Below are 18,435 nucleotides of genomic sequence, written 5' to 3'. Positions count from 1 at the left end.
GGAGGAGCGGTTTCAGCAAGTCGCGGATATCGACGGCAAGCCATCCGAACTTGTCACTCAATGATGGACAACATCCGATTGGGAGTGCGGTGGACAGGAATAATAAATCGGCTTTTTATGGCGGGGAAACTACCGGCGATTTAAGTTGATCTCAATTTCTGGACCGGCTACACACTCGGAAATAGGCCTTTTGTAGGTTCGCGAGAGGGGCAGAGCTCTCGAACAGGGGGGTATTTTCTGAAAAATATTCACTGCTAGTATTTTAGGTTCATTATTTATAGAATATTCGAGCCGACAATGCGGGCCGACGAGAATGCGGGTTGACTATGCGCACGCGCAGGGGGGCTTTTGTCGGCATGGGAGGACCGCCGAACCAGATCACGCTCGATGGTTGCTGATTGGTAGCTAGGCCCAAAAGCTCGAACGGAGCGGATGCTGTAAGTCGTTGAATTTATTGGCGCGCTCGGAGAGATTCGAACTCCCGACCCTCAGATTCGAAGTCTGCCGGGCCTATTTCCGTTTTCCTCGTGTGGACAACGATTTGGCCGACTTATCGGCGCGGTTCAGGGCCTTTTTCCGGGACTCCACCGCGGTTTCGGTGGCGTTCATCGCGGCGCGGACGTCGTCGATCAGGACGTCGGCATAGACGTCGGCGGTCGTCTTGATGTCGCTGTGGCCCAGCATCCTCTGCACGATCTTGAGGTTCCCCGTGGTGCGCAGCGTGCGCCGCGCCGCGGTGTGGCGCAGATCGTGCCAGCGGGCCTTGACCGGCCAGTGGCGCTTGCGATTGGACGTGAGCCCGGCCGCCGTGATGGGGTAGCGCTGGCCGCGGATGTACTCGCGGCGCGTCCTCGGGTCGATCTTGGTTCGCGCCGCCACGAAGGTGAACACCCACTCGTCATGCCGGCCGCGCTGCCGCCACAGGATGGCGTAGGCGGTGCGGGAGAGCGGAACGGTGCGGGGCTCCCCGCCCTTGGCCACGATGTGGACGACGCCCGCCTCGAAATCGACGTCCGCCCACCGTAGCAGCGCCTCCCGCAGCCGCAGGCCCGTGATGGTGGCGAAGTGGCGGATGTCCCGGTAGTCGCTGCGCTCGGCGGCGTCGATCGCCTCTTCCTGCTCGATCGTGATCTCGGGTGTCCTGCGCCTCGTCTCGTCCAGCAGGAGCTGCCCCCATTTCGGCTCGCGGATGACCACGGCGTCCCACAGGTCGCGCGCTCGGCGGACGACGCGGCGGAGCAGAATGGGCACCGTGTTGTTCACGGTGCGGGCGGAGATCTCGCGGTAGAGCTGCTTGCCCTTGTCGTCGCGGCCGGCCGGCTTGACGTGGCGGCGGCGCGCCGCGATGGCGCGCAGCACGTCGTCGTCGGTGAGGGCGTGCAGTGGCCTGTCGGCGCCGATCTGCGCCTTGAGGAATTCGAGCGCGGTCGAGACCGTCTTGTGTTCGGCCAGGTGCTGGCCGACCTCGTCCCACCAGCGGTCGCAGGCGGCCCCGAGGGTCAGCGGCTTTCGGCCGGCATCGCGGATTTCGCGGACCAGCCGCTCGGCGGCTTCGATCTCTTGCGCTTCGGCCGCGCGGGCCTCGGCCTTGGGGCGGCCGACGGGGACCGCGGTCGAGCCGGAAAATCGATAACCGCCGCGCTGGAAGTCGAATTGCCAGTAGGGCGAATTCCTGTGCCGGTAGACAGACATGGTGTGCCCCGCATGAGCCGCCGGCGATAGTAGTCCTCGACCATCGCCAGCGTGAAGACCCGGTGCACCCTCTGCCCGCCGCGCCCCTTGCGGAGGCTGTCGATCAGCCCGGCGGCGCAGTCCATGCGGAGCGTCTTGGCGTCGACCTCGGCGACGGCCGCGAGCTGCGGCAGCGTGAGGTGGGACCGCGCCGCGAAGGCGGCCCGCACGCGCTCCGGCAGCACGACGGCAGGCATCTCGGGGGCGGCGTACATCGGCGCCCTCAGCTCGTGCCGGCCGGCGGCGTGTCGCCGAGGCGCAGCGCGGCCAGCCGCCGCTTGGCGTTCGTCGCCAGCGCATCGATGGTGATCTCGTCGCCGCCGGGGCGCACGCCGGCGAGCATCACGCCGACGATCACGCTCTCCAGGATCACGAGGACGTCCAACATGGTGCCGCCGTGCTCGAGCGGTGGCCGGACGATGGCCCGGACGAGGGGGCCGACCAGGGTGTTGTGCAGCTCGGTTTGGGTCGTCATCGCGCGGCCCTCCGCGCGTCGGTGGCGACCGCGACGAGGGCGCCGAGACGGGTCCGCACCACGGCGATCCGCCGCAGCGTCTCGGCGCCCTCGCGACCGATAGCCCGCTCGGTGGCGACGGCCAGCGCCGCGACGGCGATGGTCAGCGCCAGGACGTAGCCGGCGAGGGCGGCCATCAGTGTATCGGGATCGATGGTCACTGGAGAGTCCTCCGGGGATGACGGGCGATGTGGTGCTCGATGTCGCGGCCGATCGCCGCGACCGTCTCGGGGTCGAGAGAGCCGGCGACGGCGTACAGCAGCGCCCACGCGCCGGCGATCCACGACGAGCGCACGAGATCCTGGATGTGCGGCGGCGCCTGGTGCCAGGCGTCGCCCTGGGCGGCGGCGAACGCCGCAAATGCAACATCGATGTCGGCCGGCGGGTGCATGCTCACGCCTCCGTCGTGCGGCCGGTGGCCGAGCCGCCGGCCGCCGCCACACCGGCGGCGAGCTGCGCGGCCAGGAAGGCGGCGTTATGGGCGGCGTAGTGCTCGGCCAGAGCGGCGGCGAGGTGCCGGCCGCGCGGTGTGAGCCCGCAGCGGGGCAGGCTGCGCCGCGGCTCCAGCGGCGCGATCAGGCGGGCGGCGTAGAGCCAGGCCATGGTCTGGTTGCGCGCGATGACCAGGATCGGCGCGCGATCCGGGTCGGCCTGCTCCTGGTGCCAGCAGCCGCCGCCGAACTCGACGGGGCCGGCCAGCAGCAGCACCAGCGTGCGCTCCAGGTGACGCGGCAGCGGGCGATCGGTCGGCTCGATCACGGGCATGGCGCTACTCCGCGGCGACGAGCCGGCGGCGCGCCGCGGCCGCATCGGCGGCGGCGCTCGCCTGGCGGTTGGCGAGCCAGAGACGGCCGATCTCGCCGGCCGCGGTCAGCGCCTCGTGCATGTCGGCCGCGATGGCCGCGGCCACCTCGCGGCCGTGGGGCGTCAGCCGCGCCTGCATCTCCCCGCCGAGCGCCGTGATCACCAGGGCCTGGCGCACCAGCCCGTCCAGGGTGGCGGGCAGGCAGACGGGGGCGTAGCGCCCGCGTCCGCACCAGCCGCGCGGCTGGCGCACCAGCGGGCCGCCGAGGAGCGCCACCAGCACATGGCGCGCCGCCGGCGACAGGGTGCGCACGAGGTGCGCGGCCGGGCTGCCGGGCGGCGGCAGGGTGGCGGCGCGGCGGGCGAGCCGCCGCCGGCCTTCCGTGGTGGGATCGGTCATGGCCGGCCCTCCGCCCGGCCGGCCGCCGCGGCGGCGATGTCGTGCCGGCGCAGGAGGCTGCGCAGCACATCGGCGAGGCGCCGATCCCCGCAGCGCGTCGCGATGGCGATGTGCTCGTCGATCAATGCGCGATCGGCGCGGTCGAGATGCGGCCGGCAGGCGGCGTAGAGCTCCGGCGCCGCGGCGAGAAGGGCGCCGCCGCACGCCTCGGCCGGCGCCTCGCCGGGTCGGGCGAAGCCGCGCGCGTGCTGCACCAGCAGCACGCCGTCGGCTCCCGCCTGCTCGATGGTCACGTCTCCGGCGGGCGTGAGGGCCAGGATGGTGCGCACCTCATCGGCATCGGCCCGCACGGTCTGCCAGCCCCACGCGGTCTGGACATAGATGCGCGGGGCGGCGCGCAGGGCGGCCTCGTACTCGCCGGCCCGGAGCCTGCGGCTGCGAGCCGGTGCGGCGGTGGTGGCGGTGGCGCTCATCTCACCGGCCCTCCGCCTTAGCGATGACCCTGTCGATTTCTTCGATCGTGATGGACGAGCATTCGTCGAGCACAACGAGTTCGTACCGGGCGCGCTTCAATGCTGCGACCAGCTCGGCATTCAACTCCCGCAGCCGGTCGCGCTCGGCAGCAGTCTCCGGCGCCGCGGCGATCAGGCGGGCGTTGGCCTGCTGCTCGCCGGCGCCGATCGGGACATCAAAATCGTCATGGTCATCGAGATCGTCTCGACACACCATCGCGATGCAGCGCCACTCGTGAGGCTCCTTGCCGGCCTCAACGATCCAGAGGGATTCGGGGCCGAGCGGATCTTCGACAGTCCACGGCCCCGGCGTGTGTGTGGTCGTGCTCATCAGAACGTCCCCTCGGCGGTGGCGATGCGGTCGAGATCGGCAGCCTCGTCGACATCGGGCCGGTGCAGCAGCCCCGGCATGTGGACGCCGAGGAACACCCGGGCGCGGCGCCACAGCGCGCGCGTCGTCGCGTCGAGCGTGGCGGCGCGGTCGGGGCCGCCGGGGTGGCGACGGCGCAGTGCGCTGTCGAGATCGCCGAGGATCAGGCAGGCGTCGGCCAGCGCCTCGGGCAGCGCGACAGGCGAGGCCATGCAGCGGCCCGCCGTCATGGCGGCCTGGAGGATCGAATTCGGGGTGCTGTGGTCGGTCATGCGGCATCTCCGGGCTGTGGACGCGGGGAGGGGGAGGGGTGGCGCGCGCACCCGTGCGGCGCGAGATTGGGTGCCCGGCTCGACTGCGATTCGAGCCGGGCCGCGAACCTCCCACGCACCAACCGCAGGAGATCCACGATGCCGTCAGGAGAAACCAAATGGTCGACAGGATCGCTGCCGCCGAAAGCGGACGACGGGGGCAGGAAGAACGGCTGGCCGCCGCCGGCGCCGACGCCCCCGAAGGCACCGCCGCCGAGCCCGCCCCCGCCGAAGCCGAAGTGACGGAGCGCGACGATCTGCTGTTCGGCGCCACCCTCGGGGCGATCTATCATCGCAGCCGCGAAGCCGCCTGCGACGCCATGCACCGGGCGGGGCTGGCGCTCACCATCTTCCTGAGCACCGGCGCGGTCGCCGCACTGGCGACGCGCAGCGGTCTCGCGACGGGCATCAGCATCGCGGTGGCGCTGGTGAGCGCCGCCAATCTCGCCTTCGATTTCGCCGGCGCGGCGCGCCGGCACCGCGATCTGCGGCGGCCCTATCACGACATCGCGGCCGAGATCGCCACCACGCCCGACGCGGGCCTGCCGGGGTTGCGGGCGCGGCTGATCCGCGCCGCCGCCGAGGCGCCGCCGCCGATGTGCGGCGCTCAGGCACTCGCGTTCAACGCGGCGGCCCGCTCCCTCGGCCGCGACGAGCGGGCCGGCTTCGCGCTCACGCTCCGCCAGCGGCTGCTGGCTCACGTCCTGCCGATGACCGGAGCGACGTTCGCCCGCCGCGGGTGAGGCGGGCGCATCATCGGCGCTCTCTGAACCACCCTGCCGCATGGTTGCTCTCTCCAGCAGGAAGAGGGGCTTTCGCCCCTCCCTTATTTTTTCGGCTGCTGGAGATCGCGGATGAGCTGGGCCAGGGCCTGCTGAATGGTGAGCGGCTGGCTCGTGTAGCTCGGGGTCGGCTTGGTCTGGGTGGTGGTCATCGGTGTCCCCTCGGTTTCGATGAGGAGACGATAGAACAGTAAATTTACCGCGTCAATCTAAATGGGTAAAATTACTTCTTTTTGGCGCCCGCCGGGCGCTCCAGGTCCTCCTTGATCCGGTCAAGGAGACTCTGCACGGCGACGGAATCGTGGCCGCCATCTACGTCCGTGCGACGTTCGAAAGCGGAGCCAGGATTGGTGATCACGGCCATATCGGCGAAGATCTTGGTCCCTCCGTCCACCGGCGCGAACGAGTAGGAAACCCGTGCGTTCGGCTGCGAGTCGTATTTGCTGCCAAGCAGCACTTGCACAGCCATGTTTTCAACCGGCTTGTCGAAGGACAGTTCATAAGGAGTGTCTTTGGTGATCCTGTATTTCTGGGTCACCATCCAATTTACAACTTCAGGCTTTATTCTATCCGGTGCGGCGCCTTTCACGAAAACGGATGGGCGTGCATTGGAAACTGCCGTCTGGGATGGCGTTCCGCATCCTGCCAAGCCTACCCCGAGAACGATGAGGACCCAGGCTCGCATTTTACACCTCTGAATTACTTTGGCGTCATAAGTCGTACTTTGGCGGCCCACTCGACTTTCACATTCTTGATCGTATCGTCGTCACGGTTCGACTCAAGGTCGAAAAGCCCGTTCCTTCCTCGCCGAATGCGCTTCACGAGAATTCGGTCGTCGGCAAGGCCGACCACACACAGTTTTCCGATCAGGTCGTCGGTGACGGGGCGACGGACGTCGTCGTAGAAGATCAGCCACCTGTCGAACAGCGATCCCAAGCTCTCTCCGCGAATTTCGACCGCGACTGTGTCCGGCGTGCTCCCGTCGGGAGCCTCGACCTCATCGAGATCGCCCTGCGCGACAGCGTAATAGTGGGTCTCCGCGCCCGCCCCGACGTAACCCTTGATCGGCACAAGGAGGCGGTCGGGCGGCGCCGGCAATTCGCTCTCACCGATCGTCTCGGGGCCGTCGCCGGTCATCAGCCACTGAGGTGTCGTCTCAAGGACGCGGGCGAGAGCCACGAAGGTTGCCGCTGTGGCGCCTTTGACGGTGATCTTGCCCGCCGCGCCACGCCGGAGATTGTAGATCGCGCTGTCGCTGAGCCCGGCTCGTCGGGAGGCCGTTGCGGCCTTCAGACCGACTGAGGCGAGTCGACGATTGATGCGCTCGACTATGTCCGTGATGTCGTCCATGCCCCGGTAAGGTGACCGGCCGCGAGCAACAGGGGAAACAGTAAGATAACTGTTGACCGGAAAAGTAAACTTACCGATCGTGGTGCGCGTTTCCGATTCGGACGTGATCATGAGCGGTATCGATCAACTGCTGTTGCTCGCCAGGACCTACGGGGCAGCGCACGGCATCGAGCTGTCGACCGTGAGCTGGCGAGTTTTCGGCGACACGAAGAAGCTCGGCGCTATCGCGGCCGGCGGTGACATCCAGGTCCGGCGCTTCGAGCGGGCTCTTCGCTGGTTCGCGGCTCACTGGCCGGCCGAAACCGCGTGGCCCCCCGACGTCCCCCACCCTCCCGCCGATCTCCCCGCCACCAGCACGGAGGCTGCGCCATGAGCGGCACCCGAAAACCATCGCGCGGGCAGCCGAAAACGTCAAAGCGGCGCACCGAAGAGGGATTCGGTACCGGCACCGAAGAGCGATTCGGTAATCACCCCACGGCGATTCGGCAGGCGGACGAGATCCTGTTGACGGCGCGGCGGATTTGGCCGGCGAAGACCGCCGACCATCTGGCCGCCGTGTGCGGCGTGAGCAAGCGGTGCGCCGAGCTGTGGCTGTCCGGCGCCACCCAAATGTCGCTGCCCTCCTATCTGGCGCTGCTGTGGAGCGAGCACGGCCACGCCTTCCTCGGCGCCGCCATGGCCGAGGCCCCGGCGCCGCCGAAGTGGTGGGCGGCGCTGCGCCGTGAGCAGCGCATCGCGCTCGCTCGGCAAGCGGAGATCGAGGCGAAGCAGCGGCTGCGCCGCCTGGAGGAGGGCGAGGAATGATCGTGCCGTCCCTGCACCTGATGATCGACATCGAGACCCTGGGCACCGCGCCGGACGCCGCGATCCTGTCGGTCGGCGCCTGCTACTTCGTGCCGTTCGCGGTCGCGGACGAGTCGATCATCGGCTCGGCCTACTACGCCGCGGTCGCCCCGGCCAGCGCCATCGCCGAGGGGTCGATCGATTCCGACACGTTGCGATGGTGGCTGACACAGCCGGAGGAGCAGCGTGCCGAGGCATTCGGCGGGACGACGCCGCTCCGGCTGGCGCTCGCGGGCCTGGTCGATTTCGTGCGCCGGTGCGCGCCCGATTGGGTGTGGGCCAACGCGCCGCAGTTCGACCTCGTGATCCTGGAGAGCGCCATGCGGCGCCTCGCGATCGAGGTGCCGTGGTCGTATCGGGCGCCGCGATGCGTCCGCACCCTCAAGGCGCTCGCCGGCGATCTGGTGGCGCCCCTGCCGCGCACCACGCCGGCCCACGATGCGCTCGCCGATGCCCGGCATCAGGCGATGGAGGTCGCCATCCTGTTGCGGGCGCTGCACGCCCGGACGGGAGGCGTGTCGTGATCCCCCTGCCGCCCGATGTCACATCGATCGTCGACGGCATGTATGGGCTCGGCGCGGTGGTGATCGAGCGCGAGCGCGGCCGCCGCACCTGGTCGGTGCGCGTCATGAATCGCGGCTGGGTGATGGCGCACGCCGTGGGCTCGCTCGCCGAGACCATCGGTCTCGCCCGGCGGCTGTCGCCGCTCGTCGCGCGGCACGGCGCCGACCGGCCGCTCGGCCCGCGCTTCTGGCGCGAGGTCGAGCGCATCGTCGCGGCGCATCATCGATTCCAATCCCGAGCGAAACCGCGCGAGATCATCGCGGCCAACGGACCATCGGCCGCGGAAGGTGTGAGACCGCGCGGGAGTAGGCTCGCCGGCGGGCGGACGCCGGCCGCCCCGGGGCTCCGGCCCCGGGGCACGAAATCGACCGGGAGGGCGCGCCGATGAGCCCGTACGGCCGCGTCGTCCTGATCACGTCCGCGATGGTCGCGCTCGCCGCGGCCTACACGCTGATCCGCATCCGCCTGGCCGACCGCGCCTGCGTGACGGCGCCAGGTGGCGATCGCCCCGAGACGGCGCTGTCGGCGCCGCAGGGGTGGAGGGGGCCGGCCATTCCGATCCGGTCGGCCCCGCAGGGGCGGGGCGCCCAGTGCCGTGTCGTGGCGCCCCGCTCCGACGACGCTCTCGTCCGGCACGTCTCCGGAGTCTGATCACATGCGCGAGCGCGACACCTTCGATTTCATGCGCGAGCGCGAGGCGCCGCGCGGCCGCCACGGCGACGAGCCTGTGCGCGGCAACGATTCGGTGCGGGCCGATCTGGTCGATCTCGCACTCGTGCTGCGCATGGACAAGCCGCTCGCCATCGCGGTGACCGACCCGGCGGCGCCCGGCCGCGGCTGGGTGTGGCTGCCGAAATCGGCGATCGAGTACGAGCACCGCGGCGCCGGCGCCGTGGTGGTGACGATGCCGCGACGCCTCGCGGTGGAGAAGGGCTTGGTGTGAGGAGATCGCGCGCCCACGCGCGCCAGCGGGAGGAAGCATCATGAATCAGGTGGGTCGGAACACGCTCGCGGGCGAGACGCTGCGCAATTTCGTGGAGCGGATCGAGAACGAGGAGGCGCAGAAGAAGCAGCACAGCGACAACATCGCGGCGATCTGCGCGGAGGCGAAGGCGCAGGGGTTCGTGCCGTCGGCGGTGCGCTACGTGGTCAAGCAGCGCAAGCTCAAGCCGTCTGAGCGGCAGGAGAGCGAGACCCTGCGCGACCTGTACATGCACGCCATGGGCATGGCGAGCGAGCCGCCGCTGTTCCGCGCGGTCGGTCTGATGAGCGTGGACATCGCCGTCAAGGAAGCGGTGATCGAGGCCGCGAAGGCGCTGGTGCCGGCGAACGGATCGATCACGATCGAGGCCGGCGGCTCGCCGGTCCGCCTGAGCCGCGACAAGGACGGCAACGTCGCGGTCACCGAGGTCGTGGAGAAGCCGGTCGAGCCGGTCGCCGCCGACGGGCGAAAGAAGCCGACGGCGCCGAAAGAGTCCGTCCCGGTGGTGAGCGCGGACGAGGCCGAGTCGCTCGGGCGGATCGCTCGCCGCGCGGACGTGCCGATCATCCAGAATCCGTTCCCCTACGGCCACCCGAACCGCCCTCACTGGGATCGCGGCTGGCGTGTCGAGGACGGCGGCGACGGCATGGGTCCGAGCGAGGACTGATCCATGGCCCGTGCGTTCGCCGAGATCGTGCAGCCGGACGAGGCCATCGAGCCGATCCTGGCGCGCCCCGTTCGCCAGGCGCTGCTCGAATGGCTGGAGGAGATTTGGACTGAGCCGGAGCTGATGGCGGTCGGCGTCAAGCCCCGGCGGCGTGCGCTGTTCGCCGGTGGCGCCGGCACCGGCAAGACCACGCTGGCGCACCATCTCGCGGCGCGGCTCGGCCTGCCGATGGCGATCGTGCGGCCTGACGACGTGTACGGTCGCTATCTCGGCACCGGCACCAGCAACATCAAGTATGTGTTCGATCAGGCCGAGGCGATCGAGACGCCCGTGCTGCTGTTCTTCGACGAGTTCGACACGGTGGCGCAGAAGCGGATGCGGTCCGGCGTCAACGAGGCGGCCGAGCACGACCACAATGCGATGATCAACACGCTCCTGGCGCGGCTCGATGCCTATCCGTCGTTCATCATCGCGGCGACCAACAGCGCGCAGTCGATCGACGAATCCGTGTGGCGGCGGTTCGACATTCAGATCGCGATCGAGCTGCCGGGCCAGTTCGAGCGCGAACGCATCCTGGCGCGCTACCTCGCGCCATTCGGTCTCGGCCGTGAGGGGCTGCGGCATCTCGCGGAGGCGTTCGCGACGGCGACGCCCGCGCTGATCAGATCGTGGTGCGAGAATCTGAAACGGCAGATCGTGGTCGGCCCACGGTGCGGCTGGGACATGACCAAGCACGCCGTCGTCGAGCGGCTGATCGCCGCCGTGCAACCTCACCCCGATGCCGGCAAGCCACGGCTGTGGTCGCTCGGCGCCAAGGACCATGCGGTCGGCATGATGCCATGGCCCCTCCCGCGTTCGTGCGATGTCCCGGACGACGCGCCGGCCGGCGACCGCGACGACGGCGGGAACGTCGTCCGGCTCGGGAGCACACGCTGATGCCCGTGGAATGGCAAGTCGGGAGAGAGCAATGAACGTGGTGCAGATCATCAGCTCGCCGTCTTTCGATCAGGTTCTGGTGTCCGGCGCGTCGCTTCGGATCGATCAGGACCTGGCGGCGCGGTTGCTCGCGGAATGCCCCTACGACGGGCAGCGCGCCCTGAACGACGACCGTGCCCTGCTTCTCGCCGCGGCGATGGAGCACGGCACCTTCATGCAGAACACGCAGATTGCGTTCGCCCGTTGCGATGGCCGCTATTTCTTGGTCAACGGCCAGCACCGGCTCAACGCCATCACGCTGGCGCAGCAGGCGCAGGCGTTCCGCATCGAAGTGTACGACTGTCGGTCGCGGGACGAGGTCGATGCCTGTTACTGCCGGTTCGATCAGCCGGGCGGCCAGCGCTCGTTGACACAGGTCAGCCGGTCGCTCGGGCTGCACGACAGCGCGGAAGGCGGCCTTCGGCCGGCGACGGCCGCGCTTCTGCTCCGGTCCGTTCCGATGCTGATGATCGGGCGGCGGCGCATCGCGCCGTCGCAGCGCCCGCGCGACACCCGCGATCTCGACGTGAAGCGCGATTTCGCGATGCGCTGGAAGCCGTGGGCGATCGACTATCAGTCCTGCCTCGATCAGGGCATCGGTCAGCGCACCGGACGGTACCGGGCTGGCGGCGTGTTCGCCGTCGCGCTCGTCACGCTGCGCTATCAGAATGCCAAGGCCCGCGAGTTCTGGGGGCCGTCGATCCGCAACAACGGGCTCCTGGTCGGCGATCCGCGGGGCGCGCTGCACTCGCACTTTCTCTCGGCGAAGCGGGCGACCAGCGAATACGACCTCGCCGAGGCGGCCGTGCATGCCTGGAACGCCTGGTTCGGCGGCCGGCAGCTCACCATGTGCAAGGTGCTCGGTGCCAGCCTGGCGCCGCGCGGCACGCCTTTCACCGGAGAGGCGTGATGCCGGAGATCGACCTTCATCTCTGCTATCCCAGTCTGGCGGCGCGGCCGGTAGACTCGGCCTCGGTGGATGTGCTGGCGGCCAGCATCGCCGAGAACGGCCTGATGCAGCCGATCACCGTGCGGCCCGCCAAACGCTCGCGCGCCGGCCAGACCTGCGACGCCTATGAGGTGATCGCCGGGATGCATCGCGTGAAGGCGTTTCGCAAGCTCGGGCGCACGACGATTCCGGCTGTCGTGGTCGAGGTCGACGATCTGCGCGCCGAGCTGATGCTGATCGACGAGAACCTTGCACGTAACGACCTCTCGGCCGCCGAGCGGGCGTCGTACAACACCCGCCGCAAGGCGATCTGGCAGGAGCTGCACCCGGAGACGAAGCGGCACGCAGCCGGGAACGGTCGCACCAAGGCAGAGTTGGTTGCTCAAGTTGAGCAACCAACTTCCGAACCGGCTGCTCGCTACGACGAAGTTGCGGCCTCGGCGACGGGTCAAGCCTCGTCGACTATCCGAAGGGACTGCACCCGGGGGGAAGCCCTGGGCGGGGCCGCGCTCGCCAAGGTGGCGCGGACCTCGCTCGACAAAGGGGAAGAGCTGGACGCCTTGGCGAAGCTGCGGAAGACGGACGCGGCCCGCGCCGCGGAGCTGATCGATAGGGCTGCGGCGGGCGAGAAGGTTTCGGCCAAGATCGAGCTGAAGAAGGCCGCGCGCGCCGCCCGTGAGGCCGATCTCGGCGCACGGCAATGCGCGCTGCCGCAGCGTCGTTACGGCGTGATTCTCGCCGATCCGGAGTGGCGGTTTGCCGTGCGATCGCGCGAAACTGGGCTCGATCGGGCCGCCGACAACCATTACCCGACCAGCTCGACCGACGAGATCGCGGCGCGCGACGTGGGCGCCATCGCGGCCGACGACTGCGCTCTGTTCCTGTGGGCGACTGTGCCGATGCTTCCCGACGCGCTGCGCGTGATGGCGGCATGGGGCTTCCGCTACGTGAGTCATTTCGTCTGGGCCAAGGATCGCGTCGGCACCGGCTACTGGAACCGCAACAGGCACGAGCTGCTGCTGGTCGGCACCCGCGGCGCCCCGCCGGCACCGGCTCCGGGCACGCAGTGGGACAGCCTGATCGAAGCGCCGGTCGGTGCGCATTCGGCCAAGCCCGAACAGTTTCTGGCGCTGGTCGAGGCTTATTACCCGAGCCTCGCCAAGATCGAGCTGAACCGCCGCGGGCCGCCGCGCCCGGGGTGGGATGCGTGGGGCAACGAGGCCGAGCCGCCGGCGCAAGATGCCGACATCGACACCGGCGAGATCGCCGGCACCGAAACCGCCTACCCGGCCGGGGCGGACGACCAGTCGGCCGGATCACCCACCGTGGAGTCCTCGCATGAGGTGAGCCAGAGCGACGTGAGTCGCATGCCTCGGGAGGGGCCGGCCGTGTCGCAGCGGTCGGCCCGGCATGCGGAGCCCGAGGACGATGGGCTCGATATTCCCGCCTTCCTGCGGCGACCGGCGCCGTCCGAAACCACGGAGACGTGAGATGGCGAGCAAGATCGAGTGGACCGGCCGCAGCGACTGGAATCCGATCCGCGGATGCACGCGCGTCTCGGAAGGTTGCCGCAACTGCTATGCCGAGCGGATGGCCGGGAGATTCAGCGAGCCCGGCATGTGGGGCCACGGCATCGCGGAGCGCACGCCAGCCGGCGCTCGATGGACCGGCCGTGTCGCGGTGCAGTGGGATCGGCTCGACCTGCCGATGCGGTGGCGCAAGCCAGCGCTGATCTTCGCGTCCAGCACCGCCGACTGGTTCCATGCAGCACTGACGCTCGATGAGATCGCGACGCTGTACGCAATGGCAGTGTCCGCGACGGTAGAGCATGGCCACACGATCCAGATCCTCACCAAGCGTGCGGCCAGGATGCGTGAGCTGTTGAACAGCGATGAGTTCTGGCGTGTCGTCGCCCGCCGTCGCTGCGATTGGGCATGGAGTGCGTTCCACTACGATGCGGCCTCGCCGCCGACGCGCATCTGGCTCGGCATTTCCGCCGAGGATCAGCGGTGCGCCGACGAGCGTATCCCGCATCTGCTGGCGACGCCGGCGGCCGTGCGTTTTGTGTCGTGCGAACCGTTGCTCGGGCCGATCAATTTGCGGTCTGTCGGCGGTCTCAATGCCATCGCCGATCGTGACGATCGGCTCGACCACGCGATCGGACGGAGTCCATCAACCGACGGGGCGCCCGTGAGCGGGTCCGGTCTCGACTGGGTCATCGTCGGCGGCGAAAGCGGCCCGCAAGCGCGGCCGATGCATCCCGATTGGGCGCGCGACCTTCGTGATCAGTGTGCGGCTGCGGGTGTCCCGTTTTTCTTCAAGCAGTGGGGCGAGTGGATGTCCTCTGTAGCAGGCACGCCGCTCTTACCAGACGGAACATCACCCGATCCGTCGCGGTGGAACGCTGCCGACGCCCCCGGCCTCGAATGGATGGTCCGTGTCGGCAAGGCGCGCGCCGGCCGGCGGCTCGACGGCCGCGAGCACAACGAGATGCCGGAGGTGATGAGGTGATGAAAGACCCGTGGCATATCGCGCCGCTCGATGCGTTCCGCGCCATCGTCAGCATGTTCGGCCATGGCGCACAGAAGCACGACGGTCCGGGCGGCGACGACTGGCGACGCGGTCGCGCTTGGTCGGACGACTGGTCGGCGCTGCAGCGCCACCTCGCGGCGTGGTGGCTGCGTGACGGCGTCGACGCGGCGTCCGGTCGGTCGCATCTCTGGCACGCGGGGGCGCGGCTCGCGATCCTGATCGCGGCCGAGCTGCGCGGCCTCGGCACGGACGATCGGCCCGGCGCCGCCTCGCCCATTCCCGCCGCGGCCGCGCGAACCGCGCCGGGGCTGATCTATCTGGCGACGCCCTACACGCACTATCCGCACGGCATCGAGCGTGCATTCGAGGATGCGAGCGCGCTCGCGGCCCGGCTGATCCAGCAGGGGCTGCGGGTCTATTCGCCGATCGCGCACACGCATCCGATCGCCGTGCATGGCGGCATCAGCCCGGTGGATCACGAGATCTGGCTGCCGTTCGACGAGACCATGATGGCGGCGGCCGACACGCTGTATGTGGCGGAGATGGCGGGCTGGCACCGCTCGCGCGGCATCGCCCACGAGATTCGCGTGTTCCGGCGCGCCGACAAGCCGGTCTACACGATTGACCCGGTCACGCTCGTGATCACGCCGTGGGTTCGTGGGACGTCGGCGGGCGATCAAGCATGACACGGCTTCGGCACACCTGGTCCGACCCCTACCGCACCGAGTACGCGACGGAGCGGGCGTGCTGGGCCTGCGGGCTCGTCAGAGTGACGCGACACGAGCCGGGCGTGCGGCCATGGGTGGAGTTCCGCCGCGGCGGCCGCGGTGGTGTGCGTGCCGATGACGGCTCCGGCCGCACGCCACCGTGCGAGGGCGAAGCCCCGCAGGCGGCGGGTGAGGTGGTGACGCCGTGAGCATCGTCGCGATGAACTGGGCCATGCAGCAGCGGCCCGACGGGCCGTCGGCGCAAGTCGTGCTGCTGGTGATCGCCGACCGCGCGAACGAGCGCGGCATTTGCCGCCACGCCGATCCGGACGACATCGCCGAAATCTCGCGGCAGTCGCGCGCCACCGTGTTCCGCCGGCTGGACGAGCTGGAGCGGGTGGGCCTGCTCACCCGGTTCCTGCGCCACGGCGAGCGGGGCGAGCGGGAGTACGAAATCCGGCTCAATCTCGATGCCAGGGTGGAATACGAGCTGGTGCAGGACCGGGAGACCGGCCGGCGCGTGATCAGGCTGCGTGATGCAGCGGGCGAGAACGAGCGCGAGATCGTGTTGCGCGGCGGCGCCGACGAGCGGTCCACCGAGGCGGACGAGGGTGCCGCACAGCCCGAGTCTCAATTTGAGACTGTGGTCGAGTCTCAAATTGAGACTGAGCGAGTCTCACCCGTGAGACTCGGTGAGTCTCACTCGTGCGACTCTCATAAGAGTCCGTCCAAGAATCCATCTCCTACCCCCAAAGCCCCCTCCCTCGCGGCGATGCCGCAGGGTGGGCGAGAGGAACCAGATCGCGAGGCTGTGCCAGACACCAGCGGCCTTGAAGAGTTTCGACGGGTCTATCCGGAGAGCAGCAATCGCCCGGCGCTGGTCGAGGCGCTGTGGAGTGGCTTGAGCGCCGCCGAGCGGGCGCAGGCGCTGCGTGGCGCGCGCGGCCTCGCCGAACAGCGCCGCCGCAACGCGAAGCGATCCGTGCTCGATCCCGCGCGGTTCTTGCGCGACCCCAGGCTGTTCGCCGAACACGCCCGGTTCGCGCCTGCCGACGAGCCGGCGCCGCAATGGGTGGCGCTCGACTCGGCGCAGTGGCGGGGCCGCGCCGTGCTCGCGGAGATCCGTCGTGGCGCAATGCCGCGCGCCGGCCGGCGGCCGGACGGCGAGGGCGAGGGCGCCTTCATGCGGCCACTCCCGGACGATCGCGTGCTCGCGCTCGCCCGCTTCGCCGACGAGCTCGTCTCGTCGTGGCCGATCGTCGATGAGCGCTCGGCGCGGTTCCATCGCTGGTCCGAGTGGCTGGCGCCGCTCGGCGTGCGGCTGGTGCCGCAGCGTGAGCGGGTGCCCGGCGAGACCGTGGTGCTCAACACGCCGCGCGGTCCGATCGAGGGGCCGAAGTGGATCGTCGGGGCGCGCGTGCCGAGCGAGTGGCCGCCGGCCCGCTCGCCGCCGACCGGCCCGCTCGATGCGGTGGACGACGGCGGCGAGGCCGTGGCGGCGAAGGCGGAGGCGAGCGATGTTGGCGGCGAGTGACGGATGGCGGATCGGCGAGCGGGTGGAGCCCGTGGTGCGGCCGTGGGATGCCGTGATGGCCGCGGCGCTCCGGCGCATCGGCAGCGGGCTCGGCCGGCAGTGGTATTTCGTGCGCTCCGTCGGCCGCAGCGATCGGCAGGTGCGTGAGTGGCTGGAACTCCGGGGCATCGAGCACTACTATCCGTCGATACGCGAGCTGCGCCCGCTGCCGCGGAAGAAGCTGAGCCAGGCACAGCGGCGCTCGGGTATCGAGATTCTGCGGCCACAGATCGCGCCGCTGTGGCCGCGGTACTTCCTCGTGCATGTCGAGCTGAGCGACGGTTGGCACGACATCTTCCGTCTCGGCGGGCTCACCGGCATGCTGTGTCGTGACAACCTGCCGGTCATGATCAGCGATGCGGAGATCGCCCGCCTCAAGGGATGTGAGGTCGACGGCGCCGTGCCTGGTCACATGCCGGCGCGCATGGTCTTCTCTCCCGGAGAGACCGTGCGTGTGACGTCCGGTAGCTTGACCGGGCATGACGTGACGGTGGAAAGGGGGCTCGACTTGCCGATTGAGCAGATTGACGGTGACGAGAGAATCACTGTTGCTGTTGCCCTGCTTGGCAGGACTATCCCGATCGACCTGCCGATCGCACAGGTCGCCAAGCTCTGATCGGCCAGCCACCCCAACAGCCACCCGGTAGCCACCCGGAGTGCTGAGCCTGCGTGAATAGACGAGACTCACAAGCCGCTGATGGCAAAGTGAAGTAGACAGCCCCGACGCAGCGATGCGGCCGGGGCTGTCGCGTCTATAGGGCAGGATGCCCAGCAAGCCGCCACTCTATCGCCCACGCTCGGCGCGATCGCCGTCAGACCAGCGCAAGATCCATGACGCCCGCCGCGGCAGCGCGCGCGAGCGTGGATACTCAGCGAGGTGGGATGCAGCGAGCGGAGCGTACAGGCGAGCGCACCCGCTCTGCCTCGGCTGCAGCGCGGTGGGTCGGGTCGAGCCGGCGACCGTGACTGATCACGTCGTCCCGCACGGTGGTGATCAGTCGCTCATGTGGGATCGAGACAACTGGCAGCCGGCTTGCCGGTGGCACCACGACGTCGTCAAGCAACAGCTCGAGGTGAGGTGGCGCGCCGGCTCGCTGCCGGCATCGGCCCTCCGGCTCGACAGCCGCGAGGCGGCCGCGCTGACGCGAGACCTGGACCCGACCCTCGGGGGGTAGGGGGGGTCGAAAGTCCACGCGCCTCGGTCCCGGACCGGCTGGGTAACTCCGCGCGGAAATGCTGAGAAATCGGGAATCTTTTTTTTGGACAGGCACATCGGATGCGTGGTCGACGACCAGAGCCGGCGGGCGTGAAGCAGCAGAAGCAGGCGGTGCGCAGCGCGCGCAAGCCGCGTGCACCATCGTCGACGGCTGCGATCGTCGCGCCGACGGGAATGCCGGCTGCACCGGCATGGCTCAAGGAGGACGGGCGGAAGATCTGGGCGCGGCTCGCGCCGGCGCTCTACGCCGCGAAGCTGCTCACAGCCGCCGACGCGATGACGTTCGCGCGGTACTGCGCCAACTTCGCGAAGTGGCTCAAGATGCAGCGCATGCTCGCCAAGGACGGCGAGGTCTATTGGACGGAGTCGCAGCATGGGAAGCTGCGGCGCGCGCATCCGGCATTCGGCATCGCCGATCGCGTGGAGCGGCAGCTTCTCGCCGCCGAGGATCGGTTCGGCCTGAACCCCGCCGAGCGGCAGCGCATCTTCGCGGCGCGCGCGCAGACGGGCGTCAGCGGCGATCTGTTCGATGCGATGGCCAAGCTAGGCACTCCGTCGGGCGAGCGGCGGCCCGACGATCCGGCCGCGTCTCCCACGCCTCCGGCGCAGCCGGCCGCTCCGATCGGCTTTTTGCGCCGCGACCTGAACTGATC

At 69.4% G+C, this 18,435-nt stretch carries 28 protein-coding genes; 17 read left to right on the top strand and 11 right to left on the bottom strand.

Features of this window, described 5'->3' with window-relative positions; translation table 11 throughout:
• Positions 1-510: 510 nt before the first annotated feature.
• The 9 genes from ACFQUV_RS23385 to ACFQUV_RS23345 form a co-directional block, all read right to left on the bottom strand.
• The gene (locus ACFQUV_RS23385; RefSeq protein WP_165363956.1) at positions 511-1,692 is read right to left on the bottom strand and encodes a site-specific integrase; all 1,182 of its coding nucleotides are present in this window, start codon (positions 1,690-1,692) and stop codon (positions 511-513) included.
• 262 nt (positions 1,693-1,954) lie between these two features.
• Positions 1,955-2,206, bottom strand: coding sequence for a hypothetical protein (locus ACFQUV_RS23380; RefSeq protein ID WP_129609516.1), 252 nt, complete (start codon positions 2,204-2,206; stop codon positions 1,955-1,957).
• On the bottom strand, positions 2,203-2,406 hold the full coding sequence (locus ACFQUV_RS23375) for a hypothetical protein (protein WP_129609517.1): 204 nt from the start codon (positions 2,404-2,406) through the stop codon (positions 2,203-2,205). The genes ACFQUV_RS23380 and ACFQUV_RS23375 overlap by 4 nt, the downstream gene beginning before the upstream one ends.
• A complete protein-coding gene (locus ACFQUV_RS23370; RefSeq protein WP_129609518.1) occupies positions 2,403-2,636 on the bottom strand; it encodes a hypothetical protein in 234 nt (77 codons plus the stop codon). The genes ACFQUV_RS23375 and ACFQUV_RS23370 overlap by 4 nt, the downstream gene beginning before the upstream one ends.
• A 2-nt stretch (positions 2,637-2,638) precedes the next feature.
• Positions 2,639-3,010: a hypothetical protein gene (locus ACFQUV_RS23365; protein ID WP_129609519.1), complete on the bottom strand. Its 372-nt coding sequence runs from the start codon at positions 3,008-3,010 to the stop codon at positions 2,639-2,641.
• 4 nt (positions 3,011-3,014) lie between these two features.
• Complete coding sequence (locus tag ACFQUV_RS23360; protein ID WP_129609520.1) at positions 3,015-3,449, bottom strand: hypothetical protein; 435 nt, start codon at positions 3,447-3,449, stop codon at positions 3,015-3,017.
• Positions 3,446-3,922: a hypothetical protein gene (locus ACFQUV_RS23355; protein ID WP_129609521.1), complete on the bottom strand. Its 477-nt coding sequence runs from the start codon at positions 3,920-3,922 to the stop codon at positions 3,446-3,448. The genes ACFQUV_RS23360 and ACFQUV_RS23355 overlap by 4 nt, the downstream gene beginning before the upstream one ends.
• A 1-nt stretch (position 3,923) precedes the next feature.
• A complete protein-coding gene (locus tag ACFQUV_RS23350; protein ID WP_129609522.1) occupies positions 3,924-4,292 on the bottom strand; it encodes a hypothetical protein in 369 nt (122 codons plus the stop codon).
• The gene (locus ACFQUV_RS23345; protein ID WP_129609523.1) at positions 4,292-4,603 is read right to left on the bottom strand and encodes a hypothetical protein; all 312 of its coding nucleotides are present in this window, start codon (positions 4,601-4,603) and stop codon (positions 4,292-4,294) included. Before ACFQUV_RS23345 ends, ACFQUV_RS23350 begins: the two co-directional genes overlap by 1 nt.
• A gap of 158 nt (positions 4,604-4,761) precedes the next feature.
• Here ACFQUV_RS23345 and ACFQUV_RS23340 point away from each other — a divergent pair, with 158 nt between their 5' ends.
• The gene (locus ACFQUV_RS23340) at positions 4,762-5,385 is read left to right on the top strand and encodes a hypothetical protein (protein ID WP_129609524.1); all 624 of its coding nucleotides are present in this window, start codon (positions 4,762-4,764) and stop codon (positions 5,383-5,385) included.
• A gap of 262 nt (positions 5,386-5,647) precedes the next feature.
• Here ACFQUV_RS23340 and ACFQUV_RS23335 read toward each other — a convergent pair whose 3' ends face one another.
• Both ACFQUV_RS23335 and ACFQUV_RS23330 read right to left on the bottom strand, forming a co-directional pair.
• Positions 5,648-5,965 carry a hypothetical protein gene (locus tag ACFQUV_RS23335; RefSeq protein ID WP_129609525.1) on the bottom strand — a complete coding sequence of 106 codons (318 nt, stop codon included), beginning with the start codon at positions 5,963-5,965 and terminating at the stop codon, positions 5,648-5,650.
• Between the two features lie 158 nt (positions 5,966-6,123).
• A complete protein-coding gene (locus tag ACFQUV_RS23330) occupies positions 6,124-6,885 on the bottom strand; it encodes a phage repressor protein (RefSeq protein WP_129609526.1) in 762 nt (253 codons plus the stop codon).
• Between ACFQUV_RS23330 and ACFQUV_RS23325 the strand changes: the two genes are divergently transcribed.
• From ACFQUV_RS23325 to ACFQUV_RS23250, 16 genes are all read left to right on the top strand, one after another.
• A complete protein-coding gene (locus ACFQUV_RS23325; RefSeq protein WP_378395838.1) occupies positions 6,884-7,147 on the top strand; it encodes a hypothetical protein in 264 nt (87 codons plus the stop codon). The genes ACFQUV_RS23330 and ACFQUV_RS23325 overlap by 2 nt on opposite strands.
• Positions 7,144-7,578: a hypothetical protein gene (locus tag ACFQUV_RS23320; RefSeq protein WP_129609467.1), complete on the top strand. Its 435-nt coding sequence runs from the start codon at positions 7,144-7,146 to the stop codon at positions 7,576-7,578. The genes ACFQUV_RS23325 and ACFQUV_RS23320 overlap by 4 nt, the downstream gene beginning before the upstream one ends.
• Positions 7,575-8,141, top strand: a complete 567-nt coding sequence (locus ACFQUV_RS23315; protein ID WP_129609468.1) for a 3'-5' exonuclease — start codon at positions 7,575-7,577, stop codon at positions 8,139-8,141. The genes ACFQUV_RS23320 and ACFQUV_RS23315 overlap by 4 nt, the downstream gene beginning before the upstream one ends.
• Positions 8,138-8,569, top strand: a complete 432-nt coding sequence (locus tag ACFQUV_RS23310; protein ID WP_129609469.1) for a hypothetical protein — start codon at positions 8,138-8,140, stop codon at positions 8,567-8,569. Before ACFQUV_RS23315 ends, ACFQUV_RS23310 begins: the two co-directional genes overlap by 4 nt.
• The gene (locus tag ACFQUV_RS23305) at positions 8,566-8,832 is read left to right on the top strand and encodes a hypothetical protein (RefSeq protein ID WP_129609470.1); all 267 of its coding nucleotides are present in this window, start codon (positions 8,566-8,568) and stop codon (positions 8,830-8,832) included. The genes ACFQUV_RS23310 and ACFQUV_RS23305 overlap by 4 nt, the downstream gene beginning before the upstream one ends.
• A gap of 4 nt (positions 8,833-8,836) precedes the next feature.
• Positions 8,837-9,124 carry a hypothetical protein gene (locus tag ACFQUV_RS23300; protein ID WP_129609471.1) on the top strand — a complete coding sequence of 96 codons (288 nt, stop codon included), beginning with the start codon at positions 8,837-8,839 and terminating at the stop codon, positions 9,122-9,124.
• Positions 9,125-9,164: 40 nt separating this feature from the next.
• Complete coding sequence (locus tag ACFQUV_RS23295) at positions 9,165-9,830, top strand: DUF2312 domain-containing protein (protein WP_129609472.1); 666 nt, start codon at positions 9,165-9,167, stop codon at positions 9,828-9,830.
• A 3-nt stretch (positions 9,831-9,833) separates the two neighbouring features.
• Positions 9,834-10,766 carry an ATP-binding protein gene (locus ACFQUV_RS23290; protein ID WP_129609473.1) on the top strand — a complete coding sequence of 311 codons (933 nt, stop codon included), beginning with the start codon at positions 9,834-9,836 and terminating at the stop codon, positions 10,764-10,766.
• Between the two features lie 31 nt (positions 10,767-10,797).
• A complete protein-coding gene (locus ACFQUV_RS23285) occupies positions 10,798-11,715 on the top strand; it encodes a hypothetical protein (protein WP_378395834.1) in 918 nt (305 codons plus the stop codon).
• Entirely contained in the window at positions 11,715-13,244 is a 1,530-nt protein-coding gene (locus ACFQUV_RS23280; RefSeq protein WP_165363945.1) for an MT-A70 family methyltransferase, read from the top strand. Before ACFQUV_RS23285 ends, ACFQUV_RS23280 begins: the two co-directional genes overlap by 1 nt.
• Position 13,245: 1 nt before the next feature.
• Positions 13,246-14,265 (top strand): phage Gp37/Gp68 family protein, encoded by a 1,020-nt coding sequence (locus tag ACFQUV_RS23275; protein ID WP_129609475.1) that lies wholly within the window; start codon positions 13,246-13,248, stop codon positions 14,263-14,265.
• Complete coding sequence (locus tag ACFQUV_RS23270) at positions 14,265-14,972, top strand: DUF1937 family protein (protein ID WP_165363947.1); 708 nt, start codon at positions 14,265-14,267, stop codon at positions 14,970-14,972. The genes ACFQUV_RS23275 and ACFQUV_RS23270 overlap by 1 nt, the downstream gene beginning before the upstream one ends.
• Positions 14,969-15,202, top strand: coding sequence for a hypothetical protein (locus tag ACFQUV_RS23265; protein ID WP_129609477.1), 234 nt, complete (start codon positions 14,969-14,971; stop codon positions 15,200-15,202). The genes ACFQUV_RS23270 and ACFQUV_RS23265 overlap by 4 nt, the downstream gene beginning before the upstream one ends.
• Positions 15,199-16,527 (top strand): helix-turn-helix domain-containing protein, encoded by a 1,329-nt coding sequence (locus ACFQUV_RS23260; RefSeq protein WP_165363949.1) that lies wholly within the window; start codon positions 15,199-15,201, stop codon positions 16,525-16,527. The genes ACFQUV_RS23265 and ACFQUV_RS23260 overlap by 4 nt, the downstream gene beginning before the upstream one ends.
• The gene (locus ACFQUV_RS23255; RefSeq protein ID WP_165363951.1) at positions 16,511-17,182 is read left to right on the top strand and encodes a transcription termination/antitermination protein NusG; all 672 of its coding nucleotides are present in this window, start codon (positions 16,511-16,513) and stop codon (positions 17,180-17,182) included. The genes ACFQUV_RS23260 and ACFQUV_RS23255 overlap by 17 nt, the downstream gene beginning before the upstream one ends.
• Positions 17,183-17,872: 690 nt before the next feature.
• A complete protein-coding gene (locus ACFQUV_RS23250) occupies positions 17,873-18,433 on the top strand; it encodes a phage terminase small subunit P27 family (RefSeq protein ID WP_165363952.1) in 561 nt (186 codons plus the stop codon).
• The last annotated feature ends 2 nt before the right edge of the window (positions 18,434-18,435 follow it).

It is taken from the genome of Rhodoplanes sp. P11 (assembly GCF_964266735.1).
GTDB classification, from domain to species: domain Bacteria; phylum Pseudomonadota; class Alphaproteobacteria; order Rhizobiales; family Xanthobacteraceae; genus Rhodoplanes; species Rhodoplanes serenus.
Note: the sequence above shows the minus strand (reverse complement) of the source record. Positions and strands in the feature narration are given on the sequence as shown.